This window comes from Telluria sp. AIW5, from assembly GCF_056680575.1.
Map to the genome: position 1 here is coordinate 2,084,380 of NZ_CM155289.1, position 13,010 is coordinate 2,097,389.

General features: G+C 64.5%; 6 protein-coding genes. All 6 read left to right on the top strand.

Features of this window, described 5'->3' with window-relative positions; genetic code table 11:
- The first annotated feature begins 3 nt into the window (after positions 1-3).
- The 6 genes from AC1MEM_RS09190 to AC1MEM_RS09215 all read left to right on the top strand — a co-directional run bounded on the left by AC1MEM_RS09190 (position 4) and on the right by AC1MEM_RS09215 (position 12,999).
- Positions 4-1,722, top strand: coding sequence for a polysaccharide biosynthesis/export family protein (locus tag AC1MEM_RS09190; protein ID WP_499476755.1), 1,719 nt, complete (start codon positions 4-6; stop codon positions 1,720-1,722).
- 15 nt (positions 1,723-1,737) lie between these two features.
- Complete coding sequence (wecB, locus tag AC1MEM_RS09195) at positions 1,738-2,925, top strand: non-hydrolyzing UDP-N-acetylglucosamine 2-epimerase (protein WP_499476757.1); 1,188 nt, start codon at positions 1,738-1,740, stop codon at positions 2,923-2,925.
- A gap of 5 nt (positions 2,926-2,930) precedes the next feature.
- Complete coding sequence (wecC, locus tag AC1MEM_RS09200; protein WP_499476758.1) at positions 2,931-4,202, top strand: UDP-N-acetyl-D-mannosamine dehydrogenase; 1,272 nt, start codon at positions 2,931-2,933, stop codon at positions 4,200-4,202.
- A 107-nt stretch (positions 4,203-4,309) separates the two neighbouring features.
- Positions 4,310-9,274: a glycosyltransferase gene (locus AC1MEM_RS09205; RefSeq protein WP_499476759.1), complete on the top strand. Its 4,965-nt coding sequence runs from the start codon at positions 4,310-4,312 to the stop codon at positions 9,272-9,274.
- Positions 9,274-11,886 carry a heparinase II/III domain-containing protein gene (locus AC1MEM_RS09210; protein WP_499476760.1) on the top strand — a complete coding sequence of 871 codons (2,613 nt, stop codon included), beginning with the start codon at positions 9,274-9,276 and terminating at the stop codon, positions 11,884-11,886. Before AC1MEM_RS09205 ends, AC1MEM_RS09210 begins: the two co-directional genes overlap by 1 nt.
- A 123-nt stretch (positions 11,887-12,009) precedes the next feature.
- Entirely contained in the window at positions 12,010-12,999 is a 990-nt protein-coding gene (locus AC1MEM_RS09215; RefSeq protein ID WP_499476762.1) for a right-handed parallel beta-helix repeat-containing protein, read from the top strand.
- The last annotated feature ends 11 nt before the right edge of the window (positions 13,000-13,010 follow it).

Consider the following 13,010-nt stretch of genomic DNA (forward strand, 5'->3'; position numbering starts at 1 on the left):
GTCATGCGTCGTTTATTCACCTTCGCCGTCTTCACGCTGCTGCTCGGCGCCACCGGCGCCCGCGCGCAACTGACCGCGCCGCTGGCCCAGCAAGCCCCGGGCGAGGCCGCGTCCGCCATCGCCATGCCCCACGGCGCCAATCCCGCAGCCCAGCCGGCCGCGCCGGCTGCCGCCGAAACCGCGGTGCCGGACATCCAGATCCAGTCGCCCCAGGCGGCCGACTACGCCGCCAACATGAAGAGCAACGTGTTCGGCGCCCAGCTCTTCACCGGCAGCTTTGCCCGCGCCGGCGCCACCCGCTTCAACCCGGATTACCTGATCGCCGTCGGCGACCGGGTGCAGGTGCGGCTGTGGGGCGGCTTCAGTTTCGACGGCGTGCTGCCGGTCGACCCGCAGGGTAATGTGTTCCTGCCGCAGATCGGTCCGGTCAGGATGGCCGGCGTGCGTAACCAGGACTTGCAGGCGGCCCTGGAAACGGCCATGCGCAAGGTGTTTCGCGCCAATGTGTTCGGCTACGCCAGCCTGGCCGCGGCGCAGCCGGTGCGCGTGTTCGTCGGCGGCTTCGTGGCGCGGCCCGGCCTGTACGACGGCACCAGCATGGACAGCGTCCTGCATTACCTCGACCAGGCCGGCGGCATCGATCCCGAGCGCGGCAGCTTCCTCGATGTGCAGGTCAAGCGCGGCGCCCACGTGCGTGCGCACCTGAACCTCTACGACTTCCTGCTGCAGGGACGCATCCCGCAAGTCCAGCTGGCCGACGGCGACGTCATCTTCATCGACGCGCGCGAAAACACGGTCAACGTCAGCGGCCTGGCCGCCAACGCGCGCCGCTTCGAGTTCCACAAGGCGTCGATCAGCCTGAGCGAACTGTCGGGCATGGCCAAGCCGTCCGCCAGCGCCACGCATGTGCGCGTGGTGCGCAACACCGGCACCGTCAGGAACACCGAGTACTACTCCCTCGCCGACAGCGACCGCATCGAAGTGCGCAATGGCGACGATGTCGCGTTCACGGCCGACAAGAAACAGGGCACGATCACGGTCCGGGTCGAAGGGGAGCACCAGAGCGCGCAGGAGTATGTGCTGCCCTACGGCGCGCGCATGGGGGCGCTGCTCGCACAGATCAACTACTCGGAGCGCTCGGACGTGGACAGCATCCAGCTGTATCGCATCAGCGTGCGCGAGCGCCAGAAGACGATGCTGGAAACCACCCTGCACAGCCTCGAATCGAGCGTGCTCACGGCCCGCAGCGGCACCAGCGACGAAGCGCGCCTGCGCAAGGACGAGTCGGAACTGATCCTGCAATGGGTGGACCGGGCAAAGAAAGTCGAGCCAAGCGGGCAGGTCCTGATTGCGCGCGCCGCCGGCCGCGACGAACTGCCGCTGGAAAACGGCGACATCATCAGGGTGCCGGCACGCGACGGCCTGGTGCTGGTCAGCGGAGAAGTACTGTTCCCGAATGCGATCGCCTACGACAAGACCCTGTCGCTGGACGACTACATCCGCCGCGCCGGCGGATACACACAGAATGCCGCCGGTTCGCGCGTGCTTGTGGCACACCGCGACGGCAGCTATGACGAAGGGGCGTCGATCCCCGCACTGCATCCCGGCGACCAGGTCCTGGTGCTGCCGAAAATCGACGTGAAGTCGCGCCAGATCTGGAAAGACCTTACCCAGATCATTTATCAAATCGCCGTCAGCGCGCGGGTCGTACTCACCCTGTAACTTGCCAAAATTAACATGAAACAACAACCAATCAAAGTACTCACCGTTTTTGGCACGCGCCCGGAAGCGATCAAGATGGCCCCCCTCGTGAAGGCGCTCGCCGCCCATCCGGGCATCGACAGCAAAGTCTGCGTGACGGCGCAACACCGCCAGATGCTGGACCAGGTGCTGGCGCTGTTCGAGATCATTCCCGATTTCGACCTGGACATCATGCGCCCAGGGCAGAACCTGTTCACGATCACGACCGACATCCTGCAGCGCATCTCGGCCGTGTTCGACGAGTTCCTTCCGGACTATGTGCTGGTGCACGGCGATACGTCGACCACCTTCTGCACCTCGCTCGCCGCGTTCTACCAGCGCATCAAGGTGGGCCACGTCGAAGCGGGGCTGCGTACCGGCAACCTGATGTCGCCATGGCCGGAGGAGGGCAACCGCCGCCTGACCGGCGTGCTGGCCGACCTGCACTTCGCGCCGACGACGGCCTCGCAAGACAACCTGCTGAACGAGAACGTGTTGCAGAACAAGATCATCGTCACCGGCAACACCGTCATCGATGCGCTGATCGCCGTCCGCGAAAAGCTGGAGAGCTCGCCGGCGCTGTACCAGGAGCAGGCCGACTGCTTCCCCTTCCTGCGCCCCGACGCCCGGATGGTGCTCGTCACCGGCCACCGCCGCGAGAATTTCGGCGATGGTTTCGAGCGCATCTGCGCGGCGCTGGGCCAGCTGGCCCGCCAGTATCCGGAAACCGATTTCGTCTACCCGGTGCACTTGAATCCAAACGTCCAGGAACCCGTCAAGCGCCTGCTCGGCGGCCTTGCCAACGTGCACCTGATCGCCCCGCAGGACTACCTGCCTTTCGTCTTCCTGATGTCGCGCTCGCACATCATCCTGACCGACTCGGGCGGCATCCAGGAAGAGGCGCCGTCGCTGGGCAAGCCGGTGTTGGTCATGCGCGACACGACCGAGCGCCCGGAAGCGGTGGCGGCGGGCACGGTGCGCCTGGTTGGCACCGACGTCGAACGCATCGTGAGCAACGTCGCCAGGCTGCTCGACGACGACGAGGCTTACCGCACCATGAGCTTCGCGCACAACCCGTACGGCGATGGCCAGGCCAGCGCCCGCATCGTCGAGGCGCTCATCGCCCAGGCACACGCGCCACTGGCGTCGCAAGCGGCAAACGAACTGACTATTAATCTCGGATAACAAACATGAAGAACCAATTCAACACCATCTCGATCATCGGCCTGGGCTACATCGGACTGCCGACCGCCGCCGTCTTCGCATCACGCAAGGTCAAGGTCATCGGCGTGGACGTCAACGCGCGTGCCGTCGAGACGATCAACAAGGGCCAGATCCACATCGTCGAGCCCGAGCTCGACATCGTGGTGCACGCCGCCGTGACCGAAGGCTACCTGCGCGCCACGACGACCCCGGAACCGGCCGAGGCATTTCTGATTGCCGTCCCGACCCCGTTCAAGGGCGACCACGAGCCGGACCTGGCCTATATCGAGTCGGCATCGAAGGCGATTGCGCCGGTGTTGAAAAAGGGCGACCTGGTGATCCTGGAATCGACCTCGCCGGTCGGCGCCACCGAGCAGATGGCTGCATGGCTGGCCGAGGCCCGTCCCGACCTGAGCTTCCCGCAGCAGGCCGGCGAAGACTCCGACATCCGCGTGGCGCATTGCCCGGAGCGCGTGCTCCCAGGCCACGTCATCCGCGAACTGGTGGAAAATGACCGCGTCATCGGCGGCATGACCGCGAAGTGCTCGGAGCAGGCGGCCGCGCTGTACAAGATCTTCGTGCAGGGCGAGTGCGTCATCACCAACGCCCGCACGGCCGAGATGTGCAAGCTCACCGAAAACTCCTTCCGTGACGTGAACATCGCCTTCGCCAACGAGCTCTCGATGATCTGCGACAAGCTCGACATCAACGTCTGGGAACTGATCAAGTTGGCCAACCGCCACCCGCGCGTGAACGTGCTGCAGCCGGGCCCGGGCGTGGGCGGCCACTGCATCGCGGTCGACCCGTGGTTCATCGTCAGCAAGACCCCGGACGAAGCCAAGCTGATCGGCACCGCGCGCCGCGTCAACGACAGCAAGCCGCACTGGGTGCTGGCCAAGGTCGACCAGGCGGTGCAGGCATTCGCCGCGCAAAACGACGGCAAGGCAGCGCGCGTCGTCTGCTTCGGCCTGGCGTTCAAGCCGGACATCGATGACCTGCGCGAGAGCCCGTCGGTGGACATCGCCGCTCACCTGGCGAAACAGTATCGCGGCCAGGTCCTTGCGGTCGAGCCGAACATCGACGCATTGTCGCCGATGCTGGCCGAAACCGGCCTGACCCTCGCATCCCTGACCGAGGGCGCGGCAGCCGCCGACGTCGCCGTGCTGCTGGTCGACCATCGCGAGTTCAAGGAAACCACCCCGGATTTCGCTGGCGGAACGTTCGTCATCGACACCAAGGGAATCTGGAAGCAGAAATAAGCTGCCAGTCCGGGCTGCCCCCCCCGAAGGGCGGGTGCGGCCCCGTGTTCCGTCACAAGCCATGGCCATGCGCCATGGCTCAAATATTTTAATCACCGAGGTTCCAATTGCCTTCTTCCCCAACCGCAAACCAGCCAACATCGACCGTACTGTGGGCGGACCGGATCAACCAAGCCTACTACGGCGAACTTGGCGACGAAACCGGCCGCAGGGCGCGCGATCGCATCAACTGGATGTGCTCGCAAGCCCAGGGCGACACCGTCCTCGATGTTGGATGCAGCCAAGGCATCACGTCGCTGCTGCTGGCCCGCGAGGGGTTCAGGGCAACGGGCATCGATATCAGTGAGAGCGTGATCGACTATGCCCGCTCCGAGCAGGAGAAGGAAGTTCCCTCGGTGCGCGAGCGCGTCGAGTTCGTCTGCACCGACCTGTCCGGGCTGGACCGCGAGCGCCAGTTCGACACCGTGATCCTCGGGGAAGTCCTCGAGCACCAGACCCACACGAGCCGGTTCCTCGGCAGGGCTGCCAGCCATGTCGCTCCAGGCGGCACGCTGATCGTGACGGTGCCGTTCGGCCTGCATCCGTTCCCGGACCACAAGGCGACCATCTTCCCGCGCGAAATCCTCGCGTCGGTCGCCGGTTTTTCGGTCACCACGATGAATGTCAGCGATGGCTATATTCGCTTCGTCGCATGCAAGGATGGCGGCATCGCCCGGCATGCGCCCGAACTGGCGGCGCAAGCGACCGAAGCAGGCTCCTACTATGTCCAGCAGCAATACACTGACCTGCAGGCCAAGCATTCGAAGATCGCGAAGAACTACGCCGAGTCCAGGAAAGTTCTGGACGAGCGTACCAAACGACTGAATACGGTCCAGGCCGCGCACGACGCCCTGGCGGCCGAGCAGGCCAGCCTGCAAAACAAGTTCAGCCGGCTCGAGTCCGACCTGGCAGCCGCCATCGAGACGCGGACGTCGCTCCAGCGGGCACACGCCGCGGACGTGGCGCAGCTGCAGGGCGACCTGGCAGCCGTGACGCAACGACGCGCCGAGCTCGAGTCGGAGCTCACCACTGCCTTGCAAGTACGGCAGGCTGCGGAAAACGAGCTGCTTGCCCGGATGACGGCCCTGCAGGCCGAGCTGGCACAAGCGGCCGGCCAGCGTAACGAGCTCGAAACGCATCTTGCGGCAACCCTGCAATCGCATGCCGAAGAGGCTGGCGACAAAGTGGCGCGCATCGAGGGACTGCAAGCCGAGCTGGCGCGTGCCCAGGCCCAGTCGGCACACATCGAGGGACTCCAAGCCGAGCTGGCGCGCGCCCAGTCCCAGTCGCCGCGCATCGAGCAACTCCAAGCCGAGCTGGCGCGTGCCCAGGCCCAGTGTGTGGGTGTGGAAAAACAGCTGGACCAGGCACGCGCCGCCGCCCTCTCGGCACAGCAGTCCCAGGCAAGCGAGATGACGAGCCTGAAGGCGACGATTGCCGAAACCGCGGCGAAACTGGCGCTGGCAGCTGCGAGCCAGAAGAAAGCCGAGGACAAGATTGCGTCTATGGAAAAGCGCAGGGACCGCGACGCCGAACTCATGGCACGGAAGCAGGCCGCGCTCGAGATGAGCGCAATGGCCGTGCGCAAGACCTTGTCGTTCCAGCTCGGCAACCTCCTGATCAACGGGTTCAAGTCGCCAGGCGCCTTCTTCCGGCTGCCAGGCGCCTTGCTCACGTTGCGTGCCGAGGCAAAAGCGCGTCGCGCCACGCGCCGCACCGGCGCCGGCGAATCCGTGCCCGCGCTGTCCGTGCACCAGGCGCCAGGCGAAGTCAGTACCGACGATTTCGAAACGCTGGCCGCACGATTTAGTACCGGCGGCGTCGCCGCGGTGTCGGCTTATCTCGCTGAACGCAACATCAAGCCGGAGAAGGCAGCGGCTGCGTTCACCCTGCTGGCGCGTCACCTGCAATCGATTTTCCCGGAAAAGGCAGCACAGGCGGCACGCGAAGCCTACGCCCTCGATCCCCAGCCCTACCGTGCCAAATGGCTGGCATTCCGCCTGTTCGAAGCCGGCTTCGTCACGGAACCTGCCCAGCTGCTGGCGGCGCTGCAGGACACCGGCGTCGAGTTGTCGGTTTCCGAGCAGCGGCGCGCGGAGGAGGTGACGGCGCTGGCCCGCCTGCGCCGCGCATTCCCGGCCGTGAACGCGGCTCCGGCGCCGGCCTATGACGCGGTGCCGAGCTCCTTGCTTTATGTCGCAGCCAGCGCGATGCCTTATCACACGAGCGGCTATACGGTGCGTACCCACGAACTGGTGCGGGCGATGGCTGCGGACGGCCTCGACGTGACGGTGCTGACCCGTCCGGGTTATCCGTGGGACCGCTCCGACCGCAAGGGCGAGCCGGCTGAGGGGATGACGGTCATCGACCGCGTTTCCTACATGCATCGCCGCCATCCGCCGCAATCCTTGCCGCTGGACGTCTACATCGAGCAGGCCGCAGGTGTCATTGCGGAGCTCGCTGCCGAGAAACGCGTCGCTGCGATCCATGCCGCCTCGAACCACGTCAATGCACTGCCGGCATTGCTGGCGGCGCGCAGCCTCGGCATTCCCTTCATCTACGAGATGCGGGGCCTGTGGGAACTCTCGCGCGCGTCCAAGGTGCCGAACTATGAAACATCCGAGCGTTATCAGATCGGACTCGATCTCGAGGCCCACGTGGCACTGCACGCCGATCGCGTGTACGTCATCTCGAACGCACTCGGCGAATTCATCCAGGGCTGGGGCGTCGATCCGGCGCGTATTTCCCTGCTTCCGAACTGCATCAACGCCGATACCATCGTCCGGGCCGAGAGCCACCAGGTGCAGAAGATCGCCGACGTGTTCACCGTCGGCTATGCCGGCGCCATGGTCGGCTACGAAGGACTGGACCTCCTGATCGAGGCGATCGGACGCCTGAAGGCGCGCGGCACGCGTGTGCACGCCCGCCTGATCGGCGATGGCGACATGCGCGCTGCGCTGGAAGCCCTGGTGCGGGAAGGAGACCTGTCGGACCAGGTCGAATTCCTCGGCAAGCTGCCGCCCGACAGCGCGCGCGCCGAGCTGGCGGCAACCAACGTCGTGGCGATTCCGCGCAAGCCGCATCACGTCTGCGAAATCATCCCACCTATCAAACTGGTGGAAGCAATGGCCCTGGGCATGCCGGTCATCGTTCCCAACCTGCCAGTCTTTTGCGAGGAAGTGGTCAATGACAGTACCGGCGTCCTGTTCAATGCCGGCAACGCCGCCGACCTGGCCGCCGCGCTGGAGCGTTTGATCGATAACCCGCAGCTGATGGCGGAGATCGGCGAGCGCGCGCGCCAGCATGCGACGACGGCCCGCGTCTGGCGCACCTTTACCAAACAGATCCGGGCGAACCTCGATAGCACCTACTACCAGGAAGTCTTCCTGAAGGGCGGCAGCCAGGGCGTTGTCGACGTGGTCGCCAGGAAGTTCGGCGGACGCAAGAAAGACGCTGCGCTCGACCTGCTGCGCATCGGCAAGCTGCTGGCCGCTGCCGGTCACGAATCCGAGGAACTGGCGCTGGCACAGCAGGCGTTGGTGCTGGACCGCTCGGAAAGCGTGCTGCGCGGCGCATTCTGGGTGACGCAGCGTGCATGCGAGTTCAAGCAATCATGCGACATCATCCTCGAGATCGAGCGTTTGTACGGCGACAAGCCGACCAGCAAGCAGCAAGAGCTCCTCGCGAAGATGCAGTCGACGCCCGCTTACATGCTGTCCGTGCTCAAGGCGGCACAGCCGACGCAGGTAACGAGCATCGACACCATCCCGGGCCGCCTCTGCTACGTCCTGCACAACACGCTGCCGTATTCGTCGGGCGGCTATGCGACCCGTTCGCACGGCGTCGCCTCCGGTATCCGTGCGGCGGGCTGGGATGTCGTGGTGCTGAGCCGTCCGGGCTTCCCGCTCGATATCAAACCCGAGCTGACCGCCGACGAAGTGACGCCGATCGATACCGTCGACGACATCCCTTACGTGCGTACACTGGCCCCGCTGCGCGCGGGCGTATCGGCACGCGAATACGTGCTGGCCGCCGCCGACGCCATGGAAGCGCGCCTGCGCGAATACCGTCCGGCTGTCGTGATGGCGGCTTCGAACCACATCACGGCCCTGCCGGCCCTGATCGCCGCACGCCGCCTTGGCATCCCGTTCATCTACGAGGTGCGCGGGCTCTGGGAGATCACCCGCCTGTCGCGCGATACGGCATTCGGCGACTCGCCGGCGTTCCACGTGCAAAGGATGCTCGAGGCCGGCGTTGCCGCGATGGCGGACCATGTCTTTACCCTGACCGAGCCGATGCGCGAGGAGCTGGTGGAGCGGGGCGTGCCGTACGGGCATATCGACCTGTTGCCCAATTCGTGCGACCCGACGCGCTTCGAGCCGATCCCGCGCGATGAAGCCCTTGCCACGAAGCTTGCCATTCCGGCAGGCGTGCCCGTCATCGGCTACATCGGCACGTTTGTCGACTACGAGGGACTGGAACACCTGGCCGAAGCCTGCGCCTTGCTGAAACAGGCCAACGTCGAATTCCGCCTGCTCATGGTCGGCAACGAGAATGCTTCCGGCCAGACGCGCGGACCGATTACCGAAGAGATCATCCGCATCGCGGAGGAGAGCGGCTTCTCGGACTGGCTCATCCTGACCGGCCGCGTACCGCACGAAGAAGTCGAGGCATATTATTCGCTGGTCGACATCGCACCGTTCCCGCGCAAGCCCTTGCCGGTCTGCGAGATGGTGTCGCCGATGAAGCCGCTGGAAGCACTGGCGATGGAAAAGGCCGTGGTCGTTTCCAGCGTGCGCGCACTGGTGGAGATGGTGCAGGACGGCCAGACCGGGCTCGTGTTCGAGAAGGGAAATACCGTAAGCCTCGCGGCAACCCTGCAGCGCCTCATCGATGCGCCTGAACTGCGCGCCCGCCTGGGCGAGAACGGGCGCGTATGGGTCGAACGCGAGCGCACCTGGGTACAGGTCGGCGAAAAGGCCGGCGTCGTCCTCACGCGCCTGGGTGATCACGTGGTCAACGACGCAGCCTGATGAGTATTACGAAGTCAACGCTGGAAACGAAGTGGGGAGCATTCGGCGATCTGGCCGAATTCTCCTCGCAGCCGATGCAGGATGGGCGCTTCTCCGTCGGGATCGACGACGGACAGTTCGAGTGCCTGTTCCAGCAGGGCGGCGGGGAGCGCCTGTTCGTCCTGTTGTCGGGCGCACGCGATCCGGCCAGGCAGCCCTTGCTCAAGTTCGACCGCTGGACCTGGCATGGCATGTTTCCGGGTGCGGTGCTCTACATCTCCGACCCGACCTTGCTGCTGGCGCCGCAAGACCTGCACATCGGCTGGTATGTCGGTACTTCCGGGAATGACTGGACGGCCAGCATGGCGAAGCTCGCCAGGAGCATTGCCGGGCGTCTCCGGATTCCATCGTCGCACATCATTTGCTATGGATCGTCCGCGGGAGGATTCGGCGCAATGACCCTGGCAGCGGCGCTGGGCGACGCAACCGCGGTCGCGATCAATCCGCAAACGGACGTCAGCAGGTACTCCGCGCGCTTTGTCGAGCAGTTCCTTGATGTCGCATTCGAGGGCCGGCCACTGGAGCAGCTGGACCCGGCCGAGCGCGCGCGCCTGTCCGCTATCGAGGCGCTGGCGAGGGCGCCGCAGGCAAACTGCCTGATTGTCCAGAATATCAAGGATCCGGTCCATCACAAGCAGCACTACACGCCTCTTTGCAAGCATTTCAGCGTGCCGCTGCGGGGCGGACCGAATCCGTCCGGGCGAATCCGGTCGCTCATGTTCGACAGCGATACGGGACATGGCCCGGAGCCGAGAGAACTGGCGCCAGAGCTGATCAGGACGGCGCTGGCGATGTGCGACAGGAGAAGAAGCGCAATGGCCGGCGCTGGCGATGGCGCTGCGCGGGCAGGCCTCGACCTTGCCGCCTGCCGGGCCGCGCCGCGGATCAGTGCGGACCAGCTCTACCTCCTGGGAACAAAAGGTTCGCCCGTAAAGAACAGGGAAGGGCGCTATTCGTTCATCCCGGCGGGCAGGGCCGATCTCAAACCGTATCCGCTGGCGTTTCCGTTTGACTGGCACAGCGATCCTTTCAAGGACACGAACTGGTGCAGCCAGTTGCACATGTGGCGGATGCTCGATGCCCATCTGTACCAGCACGGCAAGACCATGGATCCGGAATGGCTGCAATTTCCGCTCCGAGTGATCGTCGACTGGCACCGTTTCCATTATGTCGAAGGGCGCGAGTCGAAATTCGCCTGGACGGACATGACGGCGGGCCTGCGCGCCATGAAGCTTGCGTATGTTATTTCGCAGCTCGTGCACGATGGGGCGGCGATCGATGCGGCCTTGCAGACCGTGCTTGACGACTTGGTGCGCGATCATCTTGCGTACCTGGCCGGCGAGCGTCATGCAGCATACGGCAAGGGCACATTCATCGACCTGCATGGCGCGGCTGCATTGGCGCAGGTCATCAGCGACAGCGACCGGTGCGAGATCGAAACCTTCCTCGACCAGGTGCTGGGCAAACTGTTGGGCTTGCAATTCAACGATCGTGGCGTTTATCTCGGGAATTCTCCCGGTTCACAGTCCGGCGCTATCGCAGCCATCAAGCGCCTGCGCGAGTGCGGCTGGTTCAGCCGCTTCGACCTGGGCGCCCTGGTCGCCAGGGCGGAAGAGGTCATGCGCTGGTTCCTCATGCCCGATGGGCGGATGATTCCGTTCGGCAACACCGATGGCCGGCCCCAGGACGGTACGGTCACGGCAACCGCCTTCCGGGGACGCAGCGAAGTATTCAATTCGGCGGGCTACGCCGTCGTGCGCGATGACGGTAACGGCCAGGTCAGGGACGCCTCGCTGCTGGCCGTAATGGGCGCGTTCCATAGCCCTGTCCAGAAGCAGGCGGACGACCTCTCGTTCGTGTGGTTCGAAGGCGAAGACATCCTGTGCGACGCAGGGAAATTTGCGTCCAGGGCCGACGATCGCCGCAGCTACGTGCAATCTGCGCGTGCGCATAATACCGTCGAGATCGGCGGAGAAAGCGATGGCGGCGATCGGGCCGCGGGCCCGGAATCCATGTATGGCTCGGCACTCGGTGCGGTGGCCGTCAACGATTGGGGATACCTGGTGGACGGCCAGTTCAGGCACCGCGGGACCGGCGTCCGGCATGCCCGTTTCATCGCCTACTCGCCGAATGAGTGGGTGCTGGTGATCGACCGGCTGATTGCCGATGCCGATCGCGATTTTACGCAGTGGTTTCACTTCGCGCCGCACCTGCCCGACCTCGCCCGCGATGCCGATGCCTGCCTTACGCAGCTGGGCAATGGCCGGACACTGCATATACGCTGCGCAGGTAACGGGGCAATCTCGAGCGTGCTCGAGAAAGGCGCAACAAGCCCCCGCCTGCAGGGATGGATCAGCCAGGGTCAGGGCGAGCTGATACCGAACACAGCGCTCGGCTATCGGCAATCCGGTAAGAATGTCCTCTTCGCAACGCTGTTATGCCTGGATGACGACGGTTCGCGGCTTGCTTTGCAGGCCGATAAGCGCCTGGCGCTGGAGATCCGCCGGAAGGGCCGGGTCGATGCCTGGCGCCTGTCGGTCGGAGAACACTCGTGCCGTGTTCGCCGGGCTTGAAACCAGCCAAGGCTGCACGCGTGCGGTCGTAAGTGGGCAGACCGTTGTCGTGTCCGATGATTAACCCTGAATCCGTGCCGCTTGTTCAAGCTTGCGGCGCTGGAAGAATAAAGAGAGCTGTCAATGGTTCGTAAATTTTTCGTCGCCTTGTACCTGTGCGTTGTCGCGCTGCCGTCGTTTGCCGGGGTCACAGGCCGTGATGTCGTGCTCTATCTGGGCCCGGCAGCCGCCGCAAAACCGGACGGCAAGACGCCGCAGTCGGCATTGCCGACCTTGCAGGACGCACTGATCCTTGCGCAAGACAAATTCAAGGAAGGCAGCGTGAACGTCACAATCCGGGTGTTGCCCGGACGATATGTAGCTCAGAGCGCCACAACGGCCGGGGCCGCGCCGGGAGGCAGCCTGACCATCGCCGCGGTGGAGGACGTAAAGCGACCCGTGTTCGACGGAGGCGACCAGGACCTGACGTGGCTGACCGTGACCGGCCGCGTAGGCCAGCCTGCCAACTTGAAGGTTGCGGGTTTGCGCATTCAGAATTATTTGACGGCAATTTCGTTAAACGGATCACGCAACCAGCTGAACAATGCAGTCAGCAAAGTCGTCATCAGAAACAATTTTTTTGAAGGCATCGGGCAACGCAAGCGCGGGACGGGCAAGCCCTCGACCGCTGTGATCCGCTTGGTCAATGCCGACGACAACGCGATCGTGAACAATCGTTTTATCCAGTTCCGCAATATCGAGAAATGTGGCTTGCTGCACGGGATTTACTTAGCGCATAACTCGACCGGTAACTTGGTCAAAGACAATCAGTTCGAGGACGGTTGCGGCGATGCGATTCGCTTTCGCGATGGTTCGGGCGGCAACCAGGTCGAGGACAACCGCTTCACCGATGCCTGGGCAGGCTCGCCGATCAGCGACTGGTACTGCGATGCGAGCGGGCGTGACGATTGCACGAAGCAGAGTGGCGAATGCCCTTCGCTCGACAATACCCTGGCCCGTAACCAGCTGGTTGCCCGGCGCCTCGTGGACAAGGGACTGACCGAGGAATTCGGGGAGCCGTCGCCGAAGCACTGCACTGTTGCGCCCGGCGCCCGACGTTTCGTCCGGCGCTGATCCGCGGCACA